Origin of the sequence: Pseudoalteromonas rubra, from assembly GCF_004212645.1 — a bacterium.
GTDB classification, from domain to species: Bacteria; Pseudomonadota; Gammaproteobacteria; order Enterobacterales; family Alteromonadaceae; genus Pseudoalteromonas; species Pseudoalteromonas rubra_G.
In genome coordinates, this window is sequence record NZ_PPUZ01000043.1 from 73,153 (window position 1) to 99,664 (window position 26,512).

Annotated in this window: 21 protein-coding genes; 6 read left to right on the forward strand and 15 right to left on the reverse strand. The window is 48.5% G+C overall.

Annotated features, from left to right (window positions below):
* Together C3B51_RS16115 and C3B51_RS16120 are read right to left on the reverse strand one after the other, a co-directional pair.
* A complete protein-coding gene (locus C3B51_RS16115; protein ID WP_130245725.1) occupies nt 1-2,127 on the reverse strand; it encodes a DUF1800 domain-containing protein in 2,127 nt (708 codons plus the stop codon).
* 73 nt (nt 2,128-2,200) lie between these two features.
* On the reverse strand, nt 2,201-3,148 hold the full coding sequence (locus C3B51_RS16120) for a GlxA family transcriptional regulator (RefSeq protein WP_130245726.1): 948 nt from the start codon (nt 3,146-3,148) through the stop codon (nt 2,201-2,203).
* Between the two features lie 97 nt (nt 3,149-3,245).
* On the opposite strand from C3B51_RS16120, the gene C3B51_RS16125 reads away from it, so the two are divergent.
* Both C3B51_RS16125 and C3B51_RS16130 read left to right on the forward strand, forming a co-directional pair.
* Entirely contained in the window at nt 3,246-3,653 is a 408-nt protein-coding gene (locus tag C3B51_RS16125; RefSeq protein WP_130245727.1) for an MAPEG family protein, read from the forward strand.
* A 119-nt stretch (nt 3,654-3,772) separates the two neighbouring features.
* The gene (locus C3B51_RS16130; RefSeq protein ID WP_164519304.1) at nt 3,773-4,486 is read left to right on the forward strand and encodes a metal-dependent hydrolase; all 714 of its coding nucleotides are present in this window, start codon (nt 3,773-3,775) and stop codon (nt 4,484-4,486) included.
* Between the two features lie 55 nt (nt 4,487-4,541).
* Here C3B51_RS16130 and C3B51_RS16135 read toward each other — a convergent pair whose 3' ends face one another.
* The 3 genes from C3B51_RS16135 to C3B51_RS16140 form a co-directional block, all read right to left on the reverse strand.
* On the reverse strand, nt 4,542-5,954 hold the full coding sequence (locus tag C3B51_RS16135; RefSeq protein ID WP_130245729.1) for a glycosyl hydrolase family 18 protein: 1,413 nt from the start codon (nt 5,952-5,954) through the stop codon (nt 4,542-4,544).
* 812 nt (nt 5,955-6,766) lie between these two features.
* The gene (locus C3B51_RS24090; RefSeq protein ID WP_276319649.1) at nt 6,767-6,889 is read right to left on the reverse strand and encodes a hypothetical protein; all 123 of its coding nucleotides are present in this window, start codon (nt 6,887-6,889) and stop codon (nt 6,767-6,769) included.
* Between the two features lie 510 nt (nt 6,890-7,399).
* Complete coding sequence (locus tag C3B51_RS16140) at nt 7,400-7,729, reverse strand: helix-turn-helix transcriptional regulator (protein WP_130245730.1); 330 nt, start codon at nt 7,727-7,729, stop codon at nt 7,400-7,402.
* A gap of 702 nt (nt 7,730-8,431) precedes the next feature.
* On the opposite strand from C3B51_RS16140, the gene sbcB reads away from it, so the two are divergent.
* On the forward strand, nt 8,432-9,883 hold the full coding sequence (sbcB, locus tag C3B51_RS16145; protein WP_130245731.1) for an exodeoxyribonuclease I: 1,452 nt from the start codon (nt 8,432-8,434) through the stop codon (nt 9,881-9,883).
* A 39-nt stretch (nt 9,884-9,922) separates the two neighbouring features.
* On the opposite strand, the gene C3B51_RS16150 is transcribed toward sbcB, so the two are convergent.
* The 8 genes from C3B51_RS16150 to C3B51_RS16185 form a co-directional block, all read right to left on the reverse strand.
* Nucleotides 9,923-11,092, reverse strand: coding sequence for a cystathionine beta-lyase (locus C3B51_RS16150; RefSeq protein ID WP_130245732.1), 1,170 nt, complete (start codon nt 11,090-11,092; stop codon nt 9,923-9,925).
* A gap of 27 nt (nt 11,093-11,119) precedes the next feature.
* Entirely contained in the window at nt 11,120-12,064 is a 945-nt protein-coding gene (gene nudC, locus C3B51_RS16155; protein ID WP_206074108.1) for an NAD(+) diphosphatase, read from the reverse strand.
* A 115-nt stretch (nt 12,065-12,179) separates the two neighbouring features.
* Nucleotides 12,180-12,974 (reverse strand): glucosamine-6-phosphate deaminase, encoded by a 795-nt coding sequence (nagB, locus tag C3B51_RS16160; RefSeq protein WP_046003161.1) that lies wholly within the window; start codon nt 12,972-12,974, stop codon nt 12,180-12,182.
* A 274-nt stretch (nt 12,975-13,248) separates the two neighbouring features.
* Nucleotides 13,249-14,370, reverse strand: a complete 1,122-nt coding sequence (gene nagX / locus C3B51_RS16165) for a transmembrane glucosamine N-acetyltransferase NagX (RefSeq protein WP_130245733.1) — start codon at nt 14,368-14,370, stop codon at nt 13,249-13,251.
* A 65-nt stretch (nt 14,371-14,435) separates the two neighbouring features.
* Entirely contained in the window at nt 14,436-15,554 is a 1,119-nt protein-coding gene (nagA, locus tag C3B51_RS16170; RefSeq protein WP_130245734.1) for an N-acetylglucosamine-6-phosphate deacetylase, read from the reverse strand.
* A gap of 3 nt (nt 15,555-15,557) precedes the next feature.
* Nucleotides 15,558-16,469, reverse strand: a complete 912-nt coding sequence (nagK, locus tag C3B51_RS16175; RefSeq protein WP_125780276.1) for an N-acetylglucosamine kinase — start codon at nt 16,467-16,469, stop codon at nt 15,558-15,560.
* A 372-nt stretch (nt 16,470-16,841) separates the two neighbouring features.
* The gene (locus C3B51_RS16180) at nt 16,842-17,684 is read right to left on the reverse strand and encodes an isopenicillin N synthase family dioxygenase (RefSeq protein WP_125719542.1); all 843 of its coding nucleotides are present in this window, start codon (nt 17,682-17,684) and stop codon (nt 16,842-16,844) included.
* A 179-nt stretch (nt 17,685-17,863) separates the two neighbouring features.
* Nucleotides 17,864-18,976, reverse strand: coding sequence for a response regulator (locus C3B51_RS16185; RefSeq protein ID WP_130245735.1), 1,113 nt, complete (start codon nt 18,974-18,976; stop codon nt 17,864-17,866).
* Between the two features lie 108 nt (nt 18,977-19,084).
* On the opposite strand from C3B51_RS16185, the gene C3B51_RS16190 reads away from it, so the two are divergent.
* Complete coding sequence (locus C3B51_RS16190; RefSeq protein WP_130245736.1) at nt 19,085-22,945, forward strand: PAS domain-containing hybrid sensor histidine kinase/response regulator; 3,861 nt, start codon at nt 19,085-19,087, stop codon at nt 22,943-22,945.
* A gap of 63 nt (nt 22,946-23,008) precedes the next feature.
* Here C3B51_RS16190 and C3B51_RS16195 read toward each other — a convergent pair whose 3' ends face one another.
* Nucleotides 23,009-23,695: a DUF3334 family protein gene (locus C3B51_RS16195; protein WP_046003167.1), complete on the reverse strand. Its 687-nt coding sequence runs from the start codon at nt 23,693-23,695 to the stop codon at nt 23,009-23,011.
* Between the two features lie 125 nt (nt 23,696-23,820).
* On the opposite strand from C3B51_RS16195, the gene cmoA reads away from it, so the two are divergent.
* Together cmoA and cmoB are read left to right on the forward strand one after the other, a co-directional pair.
* On the forward strand, nt 23,821-24,546 hold the full coding sequence (cmoA, locus tag C3B51_RS16200; RefSeq protein ID WP_125780282.1) for a carboxy-S-adenosyl-L-methionine synthase CmoA: 726 nt from the start codon (nt 23,821-23,823) through the stop codon (nt 24,544-24,546).
* Between the two features lie 10 nt (nt 24,547-24,556).
* A complete protein-coding gene (gene cmoB, locus C3B51_RS16205; RefSeq protein ID WP_130245737.1) occupies nt 24,557-25,525 on the forward strand; it encodes a tRNA 5-methoxyuridine(34)/uridine 5-oxyacetic acid(34) synthase CmoB in 969 nt (322 codons plus the stop codon).
* A gap of 223 nt (nt 25,526-25,748) precedes the next feature.
* Here the strand turns inward: cmoB and adk are convergent, their stop codons facing one another.
* Nucleotides 25,749-26,393: an adenylate kinase gene (gene adk / locus C3B51_RS16210; RefSeq protein WP_010385354.1), complete on the reverse strand. Its 645-nt coding sequence runs from the start codon at nt 26,391-26,393 to the stop codon at nt 25,749-25,751.
* Nucleotides 26,394-26,512: the final 119 nt, after the last annotated feature.

Here is a 26,512-nt window from a genome sequence, read left to right on the forward strand (position 1 = left end):
CTAATACTGCACGTTAAATTCGGGTGATAATGACACCATAAACAACAGCTGCCCGACTCTGTCTGCCGCACTTCGATTGGCAAAGTACTCATCCAGCTCAATGAATGCATCCCGACTTGCCTGTGACATGTTGCCCGCAAAGTACAACAGATTGTACCTGTCGAGCAACGCACTGAGACCGCTGGTTTCGAGCAAACTGATGTCACTTTGGCCGTGTAAATAGATTGCCGATGGATTTAAAGTGTCGTGACGCTCAGCCATACGCCAGACAAGATCGCCATATTGCTGGTTCAAAGTGCCTATCATCGCAGCATCGTTAGCTATCTGGAGTTCCGGGGCGAACAGTCCCTGCTCACTGAGCTCTGCCGGCTGATGATCTGGCCTGAAGAAATTGAATACCGAAGGTGATAGCATAGGACCCTGACCATATCTGTCATCCAGGTTCCAGGTAAAATAGTTACCCTCTTCACTGTGCGCATTCAATGTGCGCCACAGCTGAACTCCTTTTAGTAAAGGCTCTTTAATTTTGCCCTGATATGCCAGTACCGAGCCATAACGGCGCGCCTCGTCATCAAGGTAGATGGCGCGGATCACAGCACTTAAATCGCCTCGCACACCGCTGCCATTGTCATTGAATACGGTTGCTACCCGCTCTACGTACTGTGGTGTTGGGTTAGAGGTAATTAAACGCTGAATAAGCTGTTTGCTGATAAACGGGCCCACATTGGTATGGTTAAACAAGTTGTCCAGTGCAAGCTGCATGGAGTCTTCTGGTCCCACCCCGGCCGGGATCACTGCACCATTGAGCAAGGTTTTTTCGAGTTCAGAGTGGTACTCGGGAAAAGCATGCATGGGCAGGCTGTAATTGCGGCTCGGACGGTCCCAGCGCGCCGAATAAGCAAACGTCCAGCCGGTAAAGACACGCGCAAACCCGGTTATCTCCTGTTGAGAATAAGTCGCGATTGGCTGGCCGCTGTCATCTTGCATAATACTGCCGTCCTGATTTAGCATATCCAGGCCAATAGTGAACAACTGCATGACCTCTCGTGCATAATTCTCATCGGGCCGTATGTTTCGCTCAGGATCCGCTTTTTCATTGCCAAGGTGGCTAAGGTAGGTGCCCATCACTGGCGACAAAGTGACAGCCTCTAACAGTGCCCGGTAATTGCCAAATGCATATTCCAGCAAGAGATCATAATATGCCAGCATGCCCTCCGGCTCACCTCTGAGTGCATTGTTTGCATCCGAGACCACAAGTATCTCGCTTAAGGCAAACGCCACCCGCTGCCTTAGTTGGTCATTTGCATTCAGAGTCGCTTTCCACCAGGCATCAATCCGATTTATCTGATGAGGCGTATCTCTGCCTGGGTAATTCTCCAGTAATGGTGAATGATAGGTCGCCGGCAACGCCATTTGTGCATCCAGCCACTGCGTTTCACTGATACCCGTAGCAGCATTCACCTCTTCAAGTGTTGGCCCCATCGTGCCCTGGTGCAACAACATCGCGGCCTGGGTGGGTGACATCGCGTTACTGGCTTCGACATCAATCATGGTGGTTGTTTCAGCACCCTGAGGATCCGTCACTGTGACTGAAAACTGATAGCTGTCCGCCGCAGCCTGGTATGTATCAGGCAAAGTCACAGTCAGGGTTGGCCCCGTGACATCGCCCAGCTCAACTTCGGGTCCGCTCAGCTGACGCCAGAGATAGCTAAATGCAGTATCTTCTGGATCTTCAACATTGGCTGACAAAGTCAGGGGGGCACCTTTTACCACCTCAGGCTGAGTGATATCGACGACTACTTCAGGCGGGGTGTTTTCCGGCTCAGGTGCCTCACCGTCACCCTCTCCCTGATCACCCTCACCTCCAGGATCTGTGCCATCTTCACTCTCACCTCCTGCTTGCGAGTCTGTATCATCTCCTCCGTCACCGCCCGCTTGCGGATCTGTGTTATCCCCTTGTTCCGACGAGGGGTCTGTGGCATTGCCACCAGATTGTGAAGAGGTCTGTGTATCTGTTGTGGTATTTGATGAGGTATTATTAGTGGTCGGGCTGCTTTCTGATGAGCCGCCGCCACAGGCAACCAAAGTGGTCAAACAAAAAGCCACAAGAGTCAGGTGAGTATTCATAATTGCAGTACTCGCAATAGCATTTAATACTTTTATAACAGAGTAATCACCATAAACATATACTAAATTACTATTATTCTCGAAATGCTTTCATGCTTACCTGAAAGTGTTTTTTGAACTGCCTCGCAAGCGCCTGAGGGTCCTGATAGCCAACCTGATAGGCAATCTGCGCCTGTGACAAGTTAGAGCTGGCAAGCAGGTGTTTGGATTTTTCCAGCCGGACCAGTCGTACGTAATCCATGGGTGTCATGCCCACATGTTGCTTGAAGCGCCGGATCAAGGTGCGCTCAGACATATACACCGACTCCGCCAGACGCTTTAGACTCAATGTTTCTGTCAGGCAATCATCTATCAGAGACTGCACAGCTCTGATCTGCTCATCGCAGTGTTCCTGCAAAACACTCAGCCGGATAAACTGGTTTTGATTCGATGATTTCTGTGGAATTGCCAGCCATGAAGCGACGTTCTCTGCGACCTCTTTTCCTACCATATCGCTGATAAACGTCAGGATCAGGTGTAAATAACTGTGCGCAGCGCCTGCGGTATACACCTCATTACTGCGAAAAACAATCTCGTCTGCTTTAAAGTCAATATGTGGAAAATACTTAGCAAAAAATGGTGCCAGCCACCAACTTGCGGTGATCCTGTGTTGATCAAGCAAGCCTGTCGCCCCCAAATAGGCTACACCACAGCAACCAGCCAGATGATAACGGCATGATTTGGTAGCACTGGTTGTCACTGCTTGACGGACCTGTTTACACTGTTGCCACAAAGCGGCGGGGCCATTGTACTGAGCACCGATCCAGACTAATGCGTCATAGTCACTAAGCTCCTCTAATGTGCTATCACATTGAATCGTCAGCCCCTGGCTACTAGTAACCTGCAACTCGCGATTTAACGCTGCAATCTTCCAACTAAAAAATGACTTGCCCATGACCTGATTAGCCACATTAAAGATGTCGATTACGCCAGTCAGTGCACTGGCGAACACTTTCGGAGGACAAATAAGTACGATCCGCATGTCAATTTCAACCCCAAATTAGTCATTATTGACACACCAAGTTAGCCATGTCCTCAGATAAAGTAAAGTCCGTCTTATTTATAAAAGGAACAATCCTATGTGGATCCATATCCCTATCTTCTTTTTAGTCTTGCTCTATACCTTTTTATGGCTGATCACTGCCGGGCTGCGTATTCGCGCAGTTTATCAGCGCAAAATATCTCTGGCTGATATTCGATTTGTAAGTAAGGAGAGCTTTCCTGAACGGATCAGACTGTTAACCAACAGCTATGACAACCAGTTTCAATTACCTCTGTTGTTTATTTGCCTGTTGTTGCTATTACATATTCAGGCAGCTGAGAGCCAGCTCTGGTATATGTTCAGTACCGTGTTCGTTACCGCCCGTTACTGGCATTGCTATGAGCACATCCTTGGTCACAACCTCAAAATGCGCACACTGGCTTTTGCCCTTGGCAGCCTTACCCTGTTTGTAGCCTGGTTTACGCTGCTATGGCAATCGTTTTAACTAAGCCTTTGTTTTATGGCTAGGCAGGCGCTTAAATTGCCATTATGATCAGGGTGATAGAGCAGCCACAGAGGAACAGTGTGGCTGATGTAGTCTCCATTCATTCAAAAAGGTATGTAGTGGCCAATTTTGCAACTCATTTTAAAGCATCCGTGGTAGTCAGTGCTGGCGCATCATCTGTGATATTGGCAACCAATCTTGCCGGTATGGGCGATATGTTGGTGTTATTTATCCTCGGTGCGTTGGCCGGGCTGCTCCCGGATCTCGATGCCGATAAATCTCGCTCACTCAACAGTTTGTTTTCTATATTTGCATTGTGCAGCGCAATCGGACTGCCTCTGACGGTTGAGTTTAATTCTCTGACCACCATCTGGCTGTCTGGCTTTGGCGTTTACCTGTTGTTTATGTATGCCCTGAAACCGCTCTTTGAAAGCTACACCATTCACCGCGGTGCAAGCCACTCGTTATTGTCTGTGATCATGTTTGCCATCATCGCGGTTAATATTGCCTTATACTTGGGTAAAGCGCTGCCTTTTGCTCTGCTGTGTGGCGTAATGGTTATTTTTGGCATGCTGACCCACCTCATTCTGGATGAGTGTTACGCGGTAGACATAAACAACAATGAGCTGAAAGCCTCATTTGGCAGCGCACTCAAGCCGGTTGCAACCAGTGCGCCGTTAGCCTCAATGCTGCAGTTAGGCGTAGTGGTACTGGGCGGCTATTTGCTACTTCCGCATTACGAAGAGATACCCCAGGTTATCCAGCACTGGCAAAACCGGCTGGCTAACTTACCTTTGCTGCCAGATATGGATGCCCTAAAACAATTTTATTGAGCATAAATCAGTTCAGCAGCCGGTTTAGCTGCTGAACTGTGTGATTATAAATGCCCTATTGGCAGGTATAGCTTGGTGCTAACCCGTTTGCGACTTCCCACTTCGCGGTTAACAATGAAGCCGGACCTTTGCTGTCATGCGACAGTTCCCAGTTCATGATCCCACCGGCATTGAGCTTAGCATATTCGGTTTTGGCACGGATGGTTGGAATGCCGTTGTAGTAACTGCTACCATCGCTATCCCGACAGGCGTTCGCCGGATTTTCCTGCACCAGGGTCCGATATCTCTTCCAGGTTGGACGTGCATAAAAAGGCACGCCTAACACTGTTTTCTCTTTGCTCAGTCCACGGCTCTGCCAGTATGCAATAGAGTCTTTGGCATACTGCATAGATGCATGATCAGCATTGTTGGCGTCGTAGGCCATCAGGTTCAGAAAGTCGACATCCTGGAAAACCGACTCCAGTACACCACCGCCAGTGTAGCCCAGTGCCACCACAGCCGCAGTCAGAAACTTGCCGCGAGCACGCAGCTCAACGCTCAGCTCCTTCATCAACAGCGCGTAGTTATTGGCTGAGGTGCCGGGATCAGGATATTCCCAGTCCATATCTACCCCATCCAGGTTATGCAACTCTACAAAGGCCATTACTTCACGCACAAATGTCGCGCGACCTTGTGCCGACGCCGCAAAGGTTTCAAATGCGCTGTCATCCCCGCCATTCCAGCCACCAATGGCAATGCCAACTTTAACATTGTTGGCGTGGGCAGAATTTACCAGCGCTGTCATTTTACTTAAATTTTCGAGCGGCTGAAGTGTGCCATCCGCGTTGGGTAGCAAGAATGAATAATTGATATGGGTGAGTTTATCAAACTGGATATCACTGACCGCCCCCTGCCAACTCGGGAAGTAGCCAACAATTTTAAAGTTCGGATCACCCGGTGGGAAGTCATCGGCAGCGACAGTAAAGTTCACAGCGCTGGACTCTCCCCTGCCACCTGTTGCATCAACTGCAAACACTTGTAACTGATGACTGCCTAATCCCTGGGCCTGCCAGGGCACAGAATATGGCGCGGTATTGTCAGTCGCGATCAGCGTACCATCAATAAAGAACTCCGCCCGCTCAATGGCAACATTTTGCGGATGAGACACAGATGCAGCCAAATCGATGGGTGTTCCGATAATAATGCTCGTGCTGTTGCTCGGAGAGGTCACCGTCACTTGTGGCACAGGATCACTCGCGTCACAGTTGCCATCCTTATTCCACACAGCATAAGTGGTAGAGTTGTTGGCGGGGTTTTGATTCTGAGTCCACCATTTGGCGGTATAACTTACCGACTGATAGGTAACCGAATCCCCTTTGGTGTAAACGCTCTGAGCCTGCCAGTCAGTTAAGTGACTACAGTCCACCGCAAGTGCGACTTCCATTGCACCAAGCAACGGCAGCGCCATTAATAAATTTCTATATTTCATTACCTTTTCCATGTTGTATTGGTCGGCAAACACAGGCCGCGCCGACGATTAACGAGTTGATGACCTGCCCTCTCAGAGTAACAGGGAGAACAAAAATCATACAGCCAGCATACTCTACGACCTTAGTCTAATACTGAGGTGCAAAGCCGCGCTTTAGTGCGGATTTGGCGTAAGATGGAATGATACTGATTAGAGCGCTTGGTATAGTGAATTAGGTAACCTGGGAGCTTGAAAGGCAATATGGGGAGCCAACGCAATATTGCATTAGTAAATTGGTCCACGGTTATCTTTGACTAAGCAGAGTCAGCCAGGCGACTGACTCTTAAGTGAAAAGGCGATTGCGCAGTGTGATTAGCCCGAACCAAAAAAACAATTAAAGCTTATCTTAGCCTTGTGAAGCGTAGACAGCACAATCTAACAATAGCAAAAAGTATCAGCCATCTAACAAGTTGACACTTATGTGAATTGTATGCTCAGTCCAGAAAATATACTCAGTCTCACTTTCTTAACTGTAGGATCTTTTTACTGTGGTGGAAGAGGCGGCTTACCTTCGCCTCCCCCAGCTCCACCAAGCACTTTGTTCAGCTCGCTTCTTGGTATTACTTGCATATAGAACTCCGATATTCAGAATGTTGTATTACTCCAAGCTTTAGGGGCTATGTGCGAGGAGTTCAGCGTCAGCACGCACTAAGATAACTAACCTACCTACCCTTGCATCTTGCCTGCAAATCCGCCTATAAAAAGCCTAGATATGAGTTACTGATCACAAACATATTAAAATATTCATACTTCAAGGCAATGCTTAATTAATACTAATCGTCAGTTTTTTCAACGGGTGGTGGTAGAATTATATTAGCAGGAAGCGGTGGCTTGCCTTCCCCACCTCCTGCGCCGCCAGAGACTTGAGACAAGAGTTTTTTATTAATGATTTCCATATAGAGCTCCATTGTTGAGTTGATCACGTAATCTGGTTATGTAGCTAGCAACAGCGAGAATTTCCAACGTATGAATCACAGATTGTGCAACGGTAAAAACGTAATGATATAAATAAGGAGTAGTGATTACTTTAAAGGAATACAGCTGAACTTCTACCCATACGAGAGCGCAAACCACTCCGCTACACATGTACATAAGAATGAGAGCACACTCTAGTGTGGTCAAATTGTACTTTAAGATTACTTCTTTGAAAAAAGGCAATTTTGAACAGGAATACGCAGCTCCCGCCCACTGTTTACGACCTAAAACGACGATGATGAACAATAGGTTTAAGGCCAAACACCAAAGATAGTAGTGATGCACCCATGTGATAGCGACTTGATACATTGACATATCTATAATCTGTATACCTAGCAACGTCATCATAAGCCACCTTGCATTTGCATCTTTCCATGCGATAAGCAAAGCAGGTAGCAAAACTAGCAAAAGTATTGTGTCTGATATCATTTTTATTCGACCTTTCCCTTTTCATCACTACACTTATCTTCAATAGTGCAATGAGTAATTTTTGTGTTTTTCTCTTGAGCCTTCGATGAAAGAACACTGAAAAATGTATCCCAGTTTTTACCGAATATCATAAGTACATCAAGCGCCTGCTCTAGTGTCATCGGCGTTTTACAGCTTTCCCAGTTTGAAATCGTTGACTGATCAACGGGGTCTGCCATTTTTTTTGCTAATTCTTTTTGAGACATTTTTCTCTCTTGTCTCATAGGCCGGATCGACCTCTGGAAGTCTTCAATGATCCTGCCCAGAAGACGACCCCTTTTTGATGATTCCATCACCTGTCCATCTTATTGATAAATAGCCAACACACCAAATTAATTTTAATCATTCAAATTTAATAGCATGTTAACTTACTCAACCTATCCTTCCCGACAAGAAGGAGCCAAATCGCACTAGTTCTGCCTTCTCTGACGTTAAATGCCAGTGAAAGTCTATCGAGGAATTGGGAACGAGCGCACTAGAGTAACCAAGAAGTGAGTGTGTTATTATTGTTATTTGCCACATCTTTTCCTTAATGTTAATTTCGGAATATAAATATACTCATAAATAGAATTAAAAACAAGCCAAACAATCCCTTAGCCAAGGCTCTCAATGGCATGAAAGGTCGATATAGATCCTTTGAGATCAGGCACACAGCCAGATCTCTATGAACAAGAGTAGTCAGTTAAAGCTGAGAATAAGCAAATTAACCCGTAACCCGACTGCCCAGAAACTTTTGACACCTCAGCATATGGCTCCACTCCAGTCCTCTTCCGTTTACTCCCAACCCATCACTATGAGACAATAACGTAACGACTTAGATTTCCAGACTTTTGAGTTTGTACAAGCCTTAGCTGAATACGCATTCGTACACACACTGATTGCGTGCGGTACACACAGTGGTATACACACTTGGGCTTAAAAACCGCAAACTCTGAACAGCAGCCTGCTGCACTGAATAAGAATAACAGGTTGATTGAAATAGGATTTATAGCCTGATGGCGACACAAGAATTAACTGATAATATCCCCACAATTTACTGGCACGATTATGAGACCTGGGGGGCCAGCCCGCAGAAGGACCGGCCGAGTCAGTTTGCCGGGATCCGTACCGACCTGGACCTGAATATTATAGGTGAGCCGCTGATTGAGTATTGTCGTCCGGCGGCGGATTATTTGCCTCAGCCGGAGGCCTGTCTGGTGACTGGGATCACGCCGCAGCATGCGCTGAAACATGGACTGCCGGAAAGTGAGTTTATGGCCAAGATCCATCGCGAGTTCAGTAAGCCCAATACCTGTGTGGCCGGTTATAACAGCATTCGTTTTGATGATGAAGTGACCCGTTACAGCCTGTATCGCAACTTTTATGACCCTTATGAGCGCGAATGGCAAAATGGCAACAGCCGCTGGGACATCATTGATTTAGTGCGTGCCTGTTATGCGCTGCGCCCTGAAGGCATTGTGTGGCCAGAAAAAGAAGATGGCACGCCGAGCTTTCGCCTGGAAGATTTAACCAAGGCCAATGGCATTGAGCATGCCGATGCGCACGATGCACTGAGCGACGTCACTGCAACCATTGCACTGGCAAAGCTTATCAAAGAAAAGCAGCCGAAACTGTATCAGTTTTTCTTCTCACTGCGCGGTAAAAAAGCACTGGCAGAGCTGATTGATGTGTTTAACATGCAGCCTCTGGTGCATACTTCTTCTCGTATTCCGGCCACTCAGGGATGCACCAGCTGGATTGCACCGATGAGTTTTCATCCGGTGAACAAAAATGCCGTGGTGTGTTTTAACCTGACCAACGATCCGCAGGTGCTGCTGGACCTGTCGGTGGAAGAGCTGCGTGCGCGCTTATACACCAAACACAGCGATTTGGGCGAAGATGAACTGCCGGTTGGTCTGAAACTGGTTCACCTGAACAAATGTCCGATATTAGCACCGGCGAAAACTCTGCTGCCCGAAAATGCTGCCCGCCTGGGAATTGATCGTGAGCAGTGTCTGGCCAATCTTAAAATTTTGAAATCGCACCCTGAGCTGCGCGACAAAGTCGCGGAGGTGTTTAACGATCAGGGCGATTTCAGTGACACCACTAACCCGGACTATCAGCTTTATAATGGTTTTATCAGTAAAGCCGACAAAGCCAAACTGGCTATTGTACGCGAGGCGCCGCCGCACGAACTGGGCTCGCTAAACCTGGAGTTTGAAGATCCTAAGTTTCACACCCTGCTGTTTCGCTATCGTGCCCGAAACTGGCCGGAAAGCCTCTCTGCCAGCGAGCTGGAACAGTGGCGTAAATACTGTCAGAATAAACTGATGCATGGCGAAGACAACCCGTCGATTAACGCTCAGGACTTTATGATCACGCTGGAAAACCTGGTGTACGAACATGAAGGGAATGAAAAAAATCTGGCGGTACTCAAAGCGTTATATCATTACGCCCAGAGCTTGTAGCCGGTATAAAAAGGCGGTGATTGCTCACCGCCTTTGCTGTTACAAACTTTCCTGATACACCTTAAGCGCCTGCTCCAGGTCTGTAATCAAATCTTCCACATCTTCCAGACCTATGTGTAAACGGATCACCGGGCCGTACTGCCAGCCGGTGGTACTGCGCAGCGGCGCCATGCTCGCATTCGCCGTTACCAGGCTTTCAAAGCCACCCCAGGAAAAGCCCATTTTAAAGTGGTGCAGGCTGTCGAGGAAACGGTTAATGGCTTTTCGGTGACCTTCTTTCATTACCACTGAGAACAAGCCATTACTGCCGCTAAAGTCGCGCTTAAAGAACTCATGTCCGGGGCAGCTTTTGAGCGCCGGATGACGCACATGGTCGACCAGCGGATGGCCCGCCAGCCAGTTGGCCACTTGCAGTGCCGATTTCTCGTGCTGTTGCAGGCGCACCGGCATGGTCCGCAAACCACGTAGTGCCAGATAAGCATCATCCGCCGAGGTGCACTGGCCAAGCAGGTAAGAGTTTTCACGCAGCGTCGGCCACAAGGTTTCGTTCGCCACGGCCACGCCCATCATCACATCGGAGTGACCCACTATGTATTTAGTGGCAGCCTGAATGCTGATGTCTACGCCATGCTCCAGCGGACGATAATGCCAGCCGTTGCCATAGGTGTTATCCAGCATAGTGATCACCCCTTTGGCTTTGGCCACTTTGACCAGGCTGGGCACGTCCTGCACTTCCATCGTGATAGAGCCCGGTGATTCCAGAAACAGCACTTTGGTGTTGTCCTGAATAAGCGATTCGATATCAGCGCCAATTAGTGGATCATAATAGGTTGTGGTGATCCCCAGCCCTGCCAGGATTTTGTCACAGAAATCTCGTGTTGGCTCATACGCAGTATCCACCATGAGCAGGTGGTCGCCGGTTTTCAAAAAAGACAACAGCGCCTGTGAAATGGCGGCAGCTCCGCACGGGTACAGCGCACAACCAGCGCCATTTTCCAGCTCCATGATGGCGTCTTGCAGTGCAAAATGCGTATTGGTGCCACGACGGCCGTAAAATAAGGTGCGTTTGCCGCGCTCGGAAATGGCTTCTTGCATATCGGCGACAGAATCAAAAACAACGGTCGATGCGCGCTGCACCACCGGATTAACAACACCCTTGGTGTACTGGGTTTTGCGGCCAGCGGCCACCAGTTTAGTATTCTTCTTCATAGTGTGCTCAATTTTGGACTTAGTGCATCATTGCTGACGCCAGTATTCAACCAGGTATCGGGAGATAGAGTCTGGACGAGTGAGCTTGTAGCCAGGTACATCGTCTCCCCACTCGGCAAACCCGTCGAGGTCTTCACGGGAAAACCACTGTGCCTGCTCCAGTTCGTCCTGCTCAACAAAAATGTCGGTGCTTTTTGCAGTTGCTATAAAGCCTAGCATAATAGACGACGGAAAGGGCCAGGGTTGCGAGGTCAGGTAACGTACCTGGTCAACCTCAACCCCGGCTTCTTCTTTTACTTCGCGGATCACGGCCCGCTCCAGAGTTTCACCCGGGTCTACAAACCCCGCCAGCGTCGAGAAAACGCCTTCGGGCCACTGCGCCTGACGACCCAGCAGACAGCGCTCAATGCCATCGGGAAAGGTGTGCGTGACCAGCATGATCACGGCAGGATCGGTGCGTGGAAAAGTCATGTGTCGACATGCTTTATCGTTACACAAACGCGCATGCCCGGCTTCCACAGGGCGATTTGCACTACCACAACGACCACAAAAACGATGCGTTTTATGCCAGTAGCATAGCCCACGCGCCAGCACGCCTACCGACGCCAGCTCGGCGTCCAGCTTTGGCCCTATGGTGCGCATGTCTTCGAAATGGAAAGTCTGATTAAAGGTGTGCTCGTCAAAGCTGACATCAATACAGCCCTGAAGCAGCTCTTGCTCCACTTCGCTGACGTCGAGTGCAAAGTAGCTATGTGTGTCGTCAATGCCTAAAAACACGGCCTCGGCGCGGTCGAGCGTCTCAACCTGTGATTGCGACAACAAAGCCAGCTGACGCTCGTTGCTTACAATCAAATTTTTGTTATTCCATACCAGCAACCAGCGGCTTTTTTCACCGTACTGGCCAAGCAACCAGTTGGGGTCTTTGCGTTCAGCCGAGGCCCTGTTGAGGTTCATTTGCGTGTAATGCAGCAAGACATTTATCCTTTTCTTGTTCTTTGACGACACGCTAACATAGCTGGCCCGAATGCCAATAGCTTTGCGGCAAAAAAAAAGCCCTTACGGGCTTGAACTACAGTGTGATAACACACTACAGAGAGGCAAGATATTCCTGAAGCTTTTGGTTTTCAGCTTCAATGTGCTTGTAAAATTCAATGTCTTTGAGTTTGCTGGCGGCGCCTTCATCAAGCACAATCACGGCATGACGATGCATTTGCAATGCTGATGCCGGACAAGCGGCGGTCAGTGGGCCTTCAATCATGGCGTGTACCGCGTCGGCTTTGTTTTCACCGGTTGCCAGTAAAACCACTTTGCGGGCATCTAAAATCGTCCCGATCCCCATAGTGATCGACAAGTGTGGCTGGTATTCATCCGCAGCAAAAAAACGCGCGTTATCGTCGATGGTCGCTTTAGTCAGGGTTTTTACCCGAGTACGCGATGTGAGACCGGACGAAGGCTCGTTGAAGCCAATGTGGCCATTACGACCAATGCCCAGCAGCTGAACATCGATGCCATCGGCGGCGCTAATCCGGGCTTCATATTCTTTACAGGCTTCAATGGGGTTCTTAGCATCACCCGGCGGAACATGGGTATTTTCTTTGTTGATATCTATGTGGTTGAATAGCTGCTCGTTCATGAAATAACGATAGCTTTGCGGGTGTTCGCCATTCAGACCCAGGTATTCATCCAGATTAAACGTTTTGGCTTTGCTGAAGCTCACAGTGCCCGCCTGGTTGCGACGGATCAGCTCCTGATACAAAGCAACTGGCGTTGATCCTGTCGCCAGTCCAAGTACAGAGCCTGGGTTACGCGCTAACTGCTGAGTGAAAATATCGGCACCATATGCTGCAACTTCAGCTGCGTTTTTTAGAATGACTATTTGCATAATGTAAGGCTCAAGGTTGTGAACAAACAGGAAAAAATGGGATCTGAGCCTTGCTCTGCGTGCAATCAAAACAAGGTCAGATCAAAACCTAACTGGGATACACTGTTTAGGTTATTACCATTATGACAACGCTGTCATTATTAGAGAAAAAAACGCGCTTGTAAAGTAAAAGTGATAAAAAAATGTACTTTTTTTATGGCCAAAATAAAAATGACCTGCTGAGCAGGCCATTTTTAAAAGTCTGAAAAGGCGCAAGCCTCTAAATACCTATACGCTACACACTCACAATAATCTTACGTTTGTACATCCAATGTAATACCAGCAGCTGGACCGCCAGTAAGGCACAAACGCTGATCAAAGCCTGCCAGTGCTCTGGCACCGCATTAATGATGCCACCGAACACACTGCGGCTGATAAAGGCCCAATCTACCAGGCTCGATGCCAGATAAATGATAATGGAGTTGGCACCGATGATCACAAAGGGATAGGCCAGCTTCTGGCCGTTGAGTATATCGACCAGTGTAAAGAAAACGGCAAGAAAAATGGCACTCCAGCCGACAGTCACCAGCACAAAGGAGCTGGTCCACAATTCTTTGTTTACCGGGAACTGAAGGTCCCACAACCAGCCCAGAGCCAGGCTAATGATACCAGCAACGAATAAACGCCCTGCCACCTGCCACTGGCCGAGTTTATCTGCCTGAGCAATCAACTGCCCGGCAAACACACCGGCAATGGCGTTCACAATCGCCGGGAAGCTAGACAAAATCCCTTCCGGGTCAACCGGGCGGTTCTGATAAGTCATGCCGGGCAGCAACGTCTGATCGACCCAGGCATTCCAGCTGCCTGTTGGCGTAAGCTCCCCTGCACTACCACCAGGCACAGGGATAAAGCACAGCAATACCCAGTACGCGAGTAATATTCCAACACCGGTGAGCGCCGTCGTTTTCAGGCTGCAATGCCACACCAGCATGGCACAAAAAAACCAGGCAATGGCAATCCGTCCAAGTACGCTGGCATAGCGGATCTCGCCCAAATCAGCCGGAATACCTGTGCCCCAGCCGTGATTATACAAAACCCCAAACAGACAGAGTAAGCCAAGGCGCTTAATTGCTTTGATGTAAATGGGCTTGCGCTCTTCCAGTGGCAAGTGATCAATGCGCTTGGGCCTGAGCCCCATTGCGACACCAGATAAAAAGATGAATAAGGGGAAAATCAAGTCATAAAAGGTAAAGCCATGCCAGGCGCTGTGCAGCGTCTGCGCTTCGAATATCTTCCAACCCTGCCAGCCGGTTAATACAAACAATGCGGCAAATATGGACTGACCACCAAGGATCCAGAACATATCCATGCCACGCAAGGCATCGAGCGATGCCAGCCTTTTCTTATTATTTGACATAGTTACTACCTACACAAACAAAAAATCCCCGCTAAACTGCAGCGGGGTTTTTTACCCAGGGAAAATTATACGCGTTGCCCGTTAATAAAGGTCTGCAACACATCAAGGTTGTCGTCGAGCACAATAAAGTCGGCATCCGCGCCATCGATCAGCCGCCCTTTCTTAGCCAACCCCAAATACTGAGCCGGATATAAAGAGGCCATACGAAATGCTTCTGATAAGGTTACATCCAGCGTATTGACGCTGTTACGCACCGCACTGGCCATATCCAGTACGCTGCCCGCCAGCTCGCCTGTGGTCGAATTGAGCCTGTCACCGGTGCGGATCACCTTGCGACCATCAAAGAAATCGAACTCCTGGTCATCCGTACCAACTGGCGGCATTGCATCGGTTACCAGCATAACTTTGCCACGTTGCTTGCTGCGAATAGCCAGTTTGGCCGACGCCGGATGAACATGGTGGCCATCGACAATCAAGCCGCACCAGGCGTTATCGTCCCAAAGTGCAGCGCCCACCACACCCGGCTCACGGGAGGTATACGCCGACATGGCATTAAACAGATGCGTAAAGCCATCGGCCCCCACTTCCAGTGCGGCCATGGTGGTTTCAAAATCGGCATTTGAATGGCCAATGGATACTTTCACGCCCAGCCCGACCAGACGTTTTATATCGCTCAACGGTACGGTTTCCGGTGCCAGCGTGACCATTTTTATGCCTAAATCTTCACGGCCATAAATGGCAAATTCGCGCTCTGAGATTGGCCGAATAAACTGCTCGCTGTGTGTGCCTTTCTTGGGATGAGACAGGTGCGGGCCTTCAAAATGGATCCCCGCCACACCGGGCTCTTTGCTTGCAATCGCCTGAGCAACTGCATCTGCCGCCTGCTCCATAACGGCTATCTGATCCGTAATGAGCGTTGGCATCAAGGCGGTTGAGCCAAACTTTGTATGAGCTGCAACGATTGTTTTAAGGCAAGATAGTGATGGTTCGGCATTTAAAAAGCCGCCGCCGCCGCCATTTACCTGAACATCAATAAAACCAGGTGCGGTTATGCCCTCAAGGCGTGTGATATCACTACCTGACGGGTGTGATTCAAAACGAAGCTGGCCATTGTCGACAACAAACTCTGCGTCGTTTTTAAACTGGGTGCCGTCAAACAAACGGCTGGCTATAAATCTGTTCATGTATTACACCAAATGTTCTGATTGACGTCGAATACTCTGCATGGCGAAGTAGATAGCGCCCATTTCGGGTGGTTGTTTTGGCAGTTCTACTTGTTTTGCCACTTGTGGGTCTAACCACTCGCTTAGCGGCTCCGACAAGCCACCAATCATAGATAGTCTGGGCGGATTCTGCTGCAGTAACTTGCGCGCAAGTCGGCTGATGTAGTCAGCGCCGGTTTGCACAATCTCCAGTGCAATTGCATCACCGGCTTTTGCTGCATCCAGTACATAACGCGCTAGCTTGGCGTAGCTGCTTGAAGGCTGCCCCGCCATTTGCTCGGCAATGCCCATGGCCGTATTCGTATTAAAGTGCTTGAGAAAAACCGCTGACAACGCCGTATTTGGCCCAAGATCATCTAAGTCTAACAATACCGCTTTCACCGCTTCCAGGCCCATCCAGGAGCCACTGCCAATGTCGCCCTGTGCAAAGCCATGACCGCCATAGTTGGCACTTTTACCTTCCACCAGCACAAACCCGCAAGAGCCAGTTCCGGTGATGATCACTGCGCCATCTTCGCCTTCGTGAGCACCAATACAAGCCGTATGCAAGTCGGTGGTCAGAAACATCTGTTTAAACGGGTGATCCCAGCGCATGATTTTGTCATATAAGCTCGGTAAATTAACGCCAGCAAGGCCTAAGCCTGCATTGAGCTCGTGAACTTGCTCAACCCTAAGCCCTGCGTCTTGCAACGCCAGCTGAGTCGAGACCATGATAGACTCTAAGGTTCTTTCAAACCCGTGTAGCGGGTTTGCAGGACCGCCAAGACCAGTGCCTAGTACGCCATGGATTGCAGAGTATATGGTGGCACGACATTTCGTTCCTCCACCATCGATACCTATATATAACTGGTCATGTTCAACCTGTTTAGCCATCATGTAGCGACCCCTAAAAGTTGTGATTGGTGCCTCCTCATTCAAAGGCAACCGGTGTTCAGTCATGTTGATTTGATGTTACACAACAAATGACAGCGTTGTCATTAAGTTTTTTATTATTTTTTCTCAGTGTGAAAAATTTTAATATTGCACACTTTTGCTTAATTGTCAGAAAAATTTTTGCAAGGACCTGAATATTGTCCTTTTTTTATCGCTAACCCTGGAATTGTCCAGAACGAGAAATAATCAAGAAGTAAGCCTCTTTTAGCAACAAAAAACGGCGCTTTCGCACCGTTTTTTATGACGTATTCATTGTTGCTAAGGCCAATTTATCCAGTTAATTGGTCATGCCCCAATGCAACAAACAAGCTGTGTTTATTTTACACCCAGCTCTCTCAGACGTTCTTGCAGATAGCTGTCTGCAGTGTAACGCTCAGACAGAACCACGTCCGGGCGTGGGTGCAGGAACAATGGCAACGAGATGCGAGACTTGTCACTGGCCTTACCGGTTGGATTGATCACGCGGTGAATAGTTGATGGGAAGTAACCACCAGACGCTTCTTGCAGCATGTCACCAATGTTGATGATCAGGTTACCGAAATCACAAGGCACGTCTAACCAGCTGCCATCTTGTCTTTGTACTTGCAGACCAGGCTCATTCGCCGCAGGCAGAACGGTCAGCAGGTTAATATCGCCATGTGCTGCTGCACGAATAGCACCCGGCTCCTCGTCGCCTGTCATAGGTGGGTAGTGTAAAACGCGCAGTAGTGTCTGCTCAGAGTCTTTGATCATGTCTTTCAGATCAATTGAGAACTTAGCACGCACATCTTCTGGTGCTTCAGCCTGAACCCAGCTTAACAGTTGCGCTGCAAACTCATTGGCCAAACGGTAGTACTCACGAATTTCTGCATCCAGTTGTGCCGGCACACGCCCTTTTGGATAAACGTGAAAATACTCTTTAATGTCTTTAATTGTGAAGCCTTTCGCAACTTCAGATACATCGGGCGGAAAGTAACCGTCTTGCGTTTCTTTGTTAAATAAAAACGCGTGCTTTTCTTCTGAGTTAAAGAATTCTTGCCAGTTTTTATAAATAGACTCAACCAGTTCCTGAGGAATTGGGTGGTTTTTTAGTACACCAAAGCCCGTTGAGCGCAGAGATTCTACAAATAGTTTCGCCGCGTCAGGCGCTTGATAGTCAACTGTAGGTAGCTGTTGCATAATGGTTCCACCGATATATTTACGTGACTTAAATTCAAGAAATTAACTGCAACTCGAACATTGAAAATTAACTTTTTGAATTAAGATAAAATCTTGCTCGCGAGCTTAGAGAAATCCACCGCCACAGATAAGGACTTATGTCCGCCCACCTCATCAATTATCCTGTGGTTTGACTCAGATCAAACAGGTTCGACGGGCAGAGCTATCTGCCAAAGGAGGCCATCTTCACGGTTTTGTACACAGTAATTTCCCTCCAGTGCATTAACAATCAAATTGGCTGCCACCGATGCACTCAGCCCGACATGGCCAGTGTTGCCCCTTTTCGTTGTAACAAAGGGCTTCAGCATGTCTTCTTCTGAGATCCCGTCAAGTCCGAGCCCGTTATCCTGATAGCGCACGGTGAGTTTCCCTTCTTCTATATCAAGGGCAATAGTCACCTGCAATGTTCCTTGCTGACGGCCATGTGCCAGGGAGTTTGCTATCAGTGTGTCCAGCACAGATGCTAACAGCCCACCATCAAACACAGCCACCAGATCTTTGGGCACGACAAGGTGCAACTCAACGGGTTTGCCTGACCAGGCACATTGCACTTTTTCAGCAAACTCTAGCAGGCTCACTCGGGTAGGCGACACAGGACATTCAACCCGGGCAATTTGCTTCACCATAGACACAAATTTGGCCACTTTGTTTAAATTTCTCTGGCTGAGCGCCAGGCTGGTATCGCATTCTCTCAACTTGTCGGTAAACATGGCGGTGTCTGCCCTGCCCGCTTCAAGTGCTGCAACCAGCTTATTCACCGTATCACCACAATGACTGACAGCCGTGATGGCAGTGCCCAGCGGCGTGTTTATTTCGTGTGCAACACCAATGACCATTTCGTTCATCACCTGAGAGAGCTGCTGCTTTACCGCACTTTTTTGCGCATCCAGTAGTTTGATCTGAGTATCCACTCTGGCGAGGATCTCGGCTGGAATAAAGGGCTTGGTAATGTAGTCATTGCCGCCGGCATGCAGCGCTTCGACTATCCAGTCGGTGTCGCTATGGGCACTGACAAAAATTACCGGTATATGGCTGGTATGCATCTCTGCCTTTAGTAACTTACACAGTTCAATCCCAGATGTGCCGGGCATTTTAATATCGGTGATCACAAGCTCAGGCGGTTTACGCTGGATTATGCTCAGCGCAATCTCGGCATTAATGGCGGCAAGCACCGTGTGGCCTTGCTGGCGCAGGATCAATTGCAGCATATGAAGGTTTTCAGCCACATCGTCAACCACCAAAATATCTGCCATTCCTTTGTCCTCTTCGTCGCTTTATTTACTTTCACTAAGCATAGCTTGAGAAATGACCGCACGCGACTATGGTTACTATGTTAGTAAACTCAACAGTGTGGCGTGTATATGGGTCTAAAATTTAGAGTAAATGTGGTCTTTTCAGTGATACTGTCGGGTTTATTTATTGCAGCCTTATTACTTTTTCTCAGTTTCACCAAGCTCGAGCCCATTAATAAACAGCTCGACAACCTTGAAACCCTGACCACACTCTCTGCCAGCCTTCGGGAACATGCTCAAGACCACACTATGCAACTTGCTTTATACCTTAACGACCCCCAGCCACAACAACTCGAAAAGTTAGCCAGGTTCAGCAAGTCACCGTTAACGGTAACGGCAAAAGCACACACCTCAGAGCCTGCAGCAATGCGCCCTTTAATCGCCGCGCTGCCCATTGAGCCCTCTGCAACTCAGCTGGCTGTGATACACAGTGAACTGAAGCAGCTTTTTGTCCAGACTTACACCGAGCTGACTCAGTTTCAGTCGGGCATTCCTCTGACATCACGCTTTAACCTGACAGGCTATCACAGCGCGCTGCAACAAATTAGCAGTGAACTTGCGCAACTGGATAGCATGTTCACTGAGCAAAGTCGCCAGCTTATGGCAACCAAAGACAATCATTTTACAGACCTGAGTAAGCAAATTATGTGGGCCCTGTTGCTCCTTGGTATGGCCGCCTCAGTCGCTCTCTGGTGGTGCAATTTACGGCTCTTTGAGCCGCTTAAGCGCCTGCAAAACGCGTTACATGAAGCCAACCAGACGGGTAACACTCAGTTGCAACTGCCCGACCAGCTGGGCGCCGAGCTCAGCGGACTGGCCAATGTCGTTGGTCAAATATACGACAAACTCCATAATCGGGTCGAAATCGCCAAGTTGCGGGAAATGTTTAACCAAGGGATCCGACATAGTCGCGATCCGGACGAGCTGCGGCGCTTCGCTTTGGAGTTTTTCGCCACCTATTATGCCGCCCCCAGTGTGGCCATTTGCTGCACTGATAATGATGCACTCACGCCAATACAAACAATTGGTTGCCCGCCCTGCCTGGACAAGCTGAGTATTCAGTACACACAATTGCGACGAACCCTGACGCGCCAGTGTTTGGCGTCTAAAGACGCAACCTTTGAGTTGAAAGCCGGTGCCGTCACCATTGCCATAAAAAGCGCCGCGCTTTATCCATTGATTGTTAATAATCAGCTAAAAGGCGCGTTGTATATCGCCAGTGTCGATCGCTTCAACAGTGAGCAACAAACCAGTATCCAGCAGCTATGTGAAGATCTCGCTATCCAGATCCAGCTGTGTGAAAACGCCCAGCAGCAGCTTGCCGCGGAAACGGCGCTATCACAGCACCTGGAGATGACACTACATATACTCAATGCCATTCCTAACCCCACTTATTATCGGGATACTCAGGGCACCTTCTTAGGTGTTAACCGGGCTTTTCTTGATTTTCTGGACTTGTTTGAAGCGGAAGTTACCGGTATGCGCATTCAGGATGTATTCGATGTCTACACCACCAGCTATCTGGAGCAAAAATCTAACTTTACGATTGAACAGCAAGCACAACACCAGTTCGAACTGACCCTGAAAAACGGCCAGCAGGAGTCCCGTGAGTTGATTGTGCATGAGGCTCCTTTCTTTGATGGTTTTAAAGAGGTTGGCGGTGTTGTCGGCACCTTTTTGGATGTGACAGAACGCAATGAGCTAGAACGAGACATGCTTGCAGCCAAAGAGCTTGCCGACAAAAATGCCAAAGTAAAGAGTGAGTTTCTTGCCAATATGAGCCACGAAATACGCTCACCGATGAACGCCATCATTGGCATGGCTCATCTGGCACTGAATACGCAGTTGACTACCAAACAGCGCAATTACGTTGAAAAAATAGATAATGCCGCCAAGCAGCTGCTCAAACTACTTAACGACATTCTGGATTTTTCAAAAATTGAAGCCGGTAAAGTCGAAATCGAGTCCACCCACTTTCGCCTGGATAAGGTCCTGGATAATGTCGCCACAATCGTCGGGCTTAAGGCAGAAGAAAAGCAACTGGAGCTTATCTTCGACGTTCACCCGGATGTGGCCAATGACTATATTGGCGATCCCCTGCGTATTAGTCAGGTGTTGATCAACCTCGCGGGCAATGCCGTTAAATTCACTGAGCAGGGCCATGTGACGATCAATATTTGCTACCAAAGTGAGGATGAGCAAAGTGCAAGGTTACTCTTTAGTGTGATTGATTCCGGAATAGGATTAAGCAGCGAGCAACAAACAAAACTGTTTCAGTCTTTTTCTCAGGCGGATACCTCTATTACACGTAAATATGGCGGCACCGGCCTGGGCTTAACCATATCTCAGCATCTCGTGAAGCTTATGGGCGGTGAAATCTTTGTTGAAAGTGAGTTGGGAAAAGGGTCTACGTTCTACTTTTCCCTGCCCTTGCCCTTTGCCACAACCACCCGCCTTGTCAGCCAGCCAGCAGAGCATTTTAAAGACAAGCTCGCCCTGATTGTGGATGACAATGCACTGGCCCGTGAAGTCATGGCCGCTATGCTGAAGAAGTTTGGCATCGCCTCTAAGCTGTTTTCATCGGGCGATGCTTGCATCGAATACGTCAGCAATCAGCAACCCCACTTTGATATTGCCTTTGTTGACTGGCACATGCCACAAAAAGACGGCATAGACACCATCATGGAGCTGCATGCTCACTCTCCTGCAAGCCAGTATGCATTGGTGACGGCATATGGTCGCGAGTTGGGACTTAAAGACGAGCAAAAGCACATTATTTCCAGTGTTTTATTAAAGCCCATCAACCCCTCAAGCGTATTCGACTGCCTGCAAGCCTGCCTGGCACCGCAACCACAGCAGCTCAGCGGCGCTGAACCGGCCCAGGGAAGCAGGCTTTCAGGATTGACGATACTGGTGGCCGAAGATCAGCCCGTTAACCAGGAAATTGCTGTTGAAATACTGTCTTTTCATGGGGCGACGGTGGCAGTTGCAAATAATGGCCAGGAAGCACTTGAAGCCGTGCAGGCCACTGCCTTTGATATTGTTTTAATGGACATGCAAATGCCAGTGATGGATGGGCTAAAAGCAACGCGGGCTATTCGTAAACTCACCGAGATAGCTCAGCCGCCTATCCTGGCTATGACCGCCAATGCTATGCAAACCGATATCCAAACTTGTCTGAATGCAGGTATGGTTGGCCATATTGCTAAGCCTATTGATGTAGAAAACATGATTGAGACCATTTTGCTCCATACTCAGCAGCACGAAGCCGACAATGAAGACCTCACACCAGCAACACCCGAGCATCAAAGCTCAGCTGAGCCTGACATTGAACATAAGGAATTTGCTTATGAGGGCATTGATATTGATGCCGGTATTAATCGGGCGGCCGGCAACCGCGACGTATACTTTTCGCTGCTTGAAAAATTCGTAAAACAGCAAATAGAAGAGCTTATCAATCTGAAACAAGCCATTACCATAGGTAACACCGAGCTGGCCGAACACCTGTTACATGCCCTCAAAGGTGCCAGTGCAAACCTGTCTATGACCTATCTGAGCGACCAATGTACTGCACTGGAATCTCAAATAAAAGAAGACCGTATTGATATAGTTAAAGTAGACGAATTGCTGGACTACATCAGACAGTGTCATGAGCAAATTAGCCGCTATCTGAATGCCAGTGCTGCACAGCCCCAACAAAAGGCAGATACAAGGCCCCAGTCGGAGCACTACGAGGAAAGCCTGATAACACTTGCCAGGGCATTGCAAGATTATGATGCCCGTGCCACCGAGCTGGTTGCCGCTCTCAAGGTGGGCGCCCCCTTGCCTGAAGCAATACTGGATGAGCTCAACGAGCTGGTTATTCAGTTCGAATTCGAAAAAGCACACACACTGTTAGCGCCTTACATGCCTGAGCATGCAGAATCTTAAGCAATGGTGATAGGAGTGCAGCCCTTTTGCAATCGGGGCTACACAGATATAGATGAGACCTAATTACAGGCCGAGATCCGCCATAAAGTCGTCGTCTGCGACATCTTCTGCTGATGATTCCGCTTTTTTAGCCGCCTCCGCTTTTTTGGTTCTCTGGCTGGCAATAATGTCGTCCGGATCAACGGCTTCAGTGATGTCGTAATCATGCAACTTAATAAACTCGGTCTTATCCATAGCCAATTCCAGGTAGAAAATATTCTGGCCCTGAGTGGTGAACGTCACGCGGCGCGCCTGTGGCCTGTCCATAGTGGTATCCACCGAGATCTGAACCTGTTTGTTAATGGCCATCATTTTGGGCTGGTTCTGCGTGATAGACGTGTGAAGCTGCTCACGCACTTTGCTGGTGAAATCACCAACGATTTGGTTCATCAGCTCACCCATCACATTGGATACGTCATCCGACAAGTGGCTTTGTGCAATTTCGTTTTCCGGCATGCCCATAGAACGCATATAGTCCTGATAAACTTCCATTGCAGCCTGTGCGGTGAAGTTGGTGACAACCAGACCGGTAAAGCCACCGTCAAACAGAACAAAACAACCAATGTCTGGACGCATACAGGTACGGGTGATCTTCTGTACCATTGCCGAGTAGGCAATCTGATTGCCACTGGCCGAGGATAAAACCTCAGTCACCGAGTGACATAATGTGGATAGGATATCTTCTGTGCTGATCACTTTATTTTTCGCCATGTTGGTTCTCTAACTTACTTCTTATTGTTAATACTAGCCAAGCTACTCAATTTATCACTGACTATCTAGTATAAAATGCTAAAATAGCATGATTATTTTTTTGTAAGACAAATTGGACTAGCAGTGTGACGGGCAAAGACAGTATATATGCCACAGAGCAAGAAGTCAGAGACTTCACCTTCGACGCAAACGTTGTAGAAGTATTTCCGGACATGATCCAGCGCTCGGTGCCGGGTTATGCCACCATCGTCAGTACCATGGGTAAACTGGCCGGACAATACGCGCAGAGCAATTCAAACCTGTATGACTTGGGCTGTTCACTGGGGGCAGTCACCCTCAGTATGCGCCGCAATATCGACAAAGAAAATTGCCGCATTATTGCCGTGGACAACTCCCAGCCTATGGTCGAGCGCTGCCAGATGCATCTGAAAGGCTTCAAATCAGACGTACCGGTAGACGTACAACTGGGCGACATTAACGAGTTAGAGGTAAGCAACGCCAGCGTTGTTGCCATGAACTTTACTTTGCAGTTTATCCCCCAGGCACAAAGAGCCGCTGTGCTTGAAAAAATTTACCAGGGGCTGAAACCCGGCGGCGTATTGCTGCTTTCGGAGAAGATCAAAGGTGAAAACGACATCAAAGATAATTTGTTGATTGACCTGCACCACGACTTCAAACGCCACAATGGCTATTCAGAGCTGGAGATCAGCCAAAAACGCACGGCCATTGAAAACGTAATGCGCACTGACAGCCTCAGCACCCACAAAAACCGCCTGGAACAGATAGGATTTGCCCATACCCAGGTGTGGTATCAGTGCTTTAACTTCTGCTCCCTGGTAGCGATTAAATAAGAGAAAGACTATGAATTCCTGGTTTACCGATTTTTATGCCGCTATTGCGAAAAGCCCCCTCAGCCATTGGCTGGAAACACTGCCGGCACAACTGTCTCACTGGCAAAAAGAAGCCCAGCACGGTGACTGGTCACAATGGGAAAAGGTACTCAAAAACCTCCCCGATCTGCCAGCCGATCAAGTCGACATTGAGAACAAAGTGTCCTTTACCCGTCAGGAGCCACTCTCTGAGGGGCATCAGAAGCAACTGACACACCTGTTCAAACGCATGATGCCCTGGCGCAAAGGCCCGTTTCATATTCATGGTATCGACATTGACACCGAATGGCGCAGCGACTGGAAATGGGATCGTTTGTTACCGCATATCAGCGATTTACACGGCCGCAGCGTGCTCGACATCGGCTGCGGCTCTGGTTATCACCTGTGGCGCATGCGCGGTGCGGGGGCTAAGTTTGTCGTGGGAATTGATCCCTCTGACCTATTCTTGAGCCAGTTTCAGGCCATCAAGCACTTTAATCCGGATCCGAATGTCCATCTGTTACCTCTGGGTGTGGAGCAACTCCCGGATTTGAAAGCCTTTGATACCGTTTTCTCTATGGGGGTTCTGTATCATCGTCGCTCCCCCATCGACTTCCTGGCTCAGCTAAAAGCTCAGTTGCGCCCGGGCGGTGAGTTAGTGCTCGAAACCCTGGTCATTGAAGGTGATGTAAACACGGTGCTTGTACCAACAGATCGCTATGCCAAAATGCGTAACGTCTGGTTTATTCCGAGCTGTGACGCATTAGCGCTGTGGCTACAACGCGTGGGTTTTAAAGACATCAAGGTGGTGGATAAAGACATCACTTCTTTGGATGAACAAAGACGCACCGAATGGATGCAGACCGAATCTCTGGCCGACTTTTTGGATCCGGACGATCCCAGTAAGACGATTGAGGGTTACCCCGCTCCGCTCAGAGCAATTATTGTCGCAAAAGCCTAATAATACCAATTTCACTTAATACTTGCTCAATTTGAAGGAGCAAATAGAACGCTAACTGTGTTAAAAATTTTTCATTTAGAGCAACTAAATAGCAAAATTTTTGCCTCGTTATCGACCCTATTTTCTCGCCTCAAAATAGAGCTCTTAATTAAGCAAATTGGTATGTTCAAACACAAAAAAGCCAGCATCTAAGCTGGCTTTTTCTGTTTATGTAGGCTGTAAATTAGCCCAAAAGCTCAGCGAGTTGCTGGCTTACCGCTTCAACAGCCTGAGTACCATCCAGTTTGTGGTACTGAGTATTGCCTGCATCCGCTTCTGACTGGTAGTAGCTTACCAGTGGCTTAGTCTGGTCGTGGTAGATACCAAGACGCTTACGTACTGTTTCTTCTGTATCATCGGCACGAATGATCAAGTCTTCACCAGTCTGGTCATCTTTGCCTTCTACTTTAGGCGGGTTGTACACAACGTGATAAACACGGCCAGAAGCAGGGTGTACGCGACGACCACTCATACGCTCAACGATAATTTCGTCAGCAACGTCGAATTCGATAACGTGATCAACGGCAATGCCGTTTTCTTTCATAGCATCTGCCTGAGGGATAGTACGCGGGAACCCGTCTAACAGGAAACCATTCGCACAGTCTTCTTTTGCAACGCGCTCTTTCACCAGACCAATGATGATGTCATCAGATACAAGCTGTCCTGCATCCATCACTTTTTTGGCTTCCAGACCCAGTGGCGTGCCTTCGCTGATAGCAGCACGTAGCATGTCGCCCGTTGAAATTTGTGGAATACCGTACTTTTCCATTAGAAATTGAGCTTGAGTGCCTTTACCTGCACCCGGCGCGCCTAGCAAAATAATGCGCATAGTGTGTTCCTCGTATGTGAGTTATACCAATTTCACTTAATACCTGTTCAATTTGACGGAGCAAATATGACGCTAACTGTGTTAAAGATTTCTCATTTAGAACAACTAAATAGCAAAAT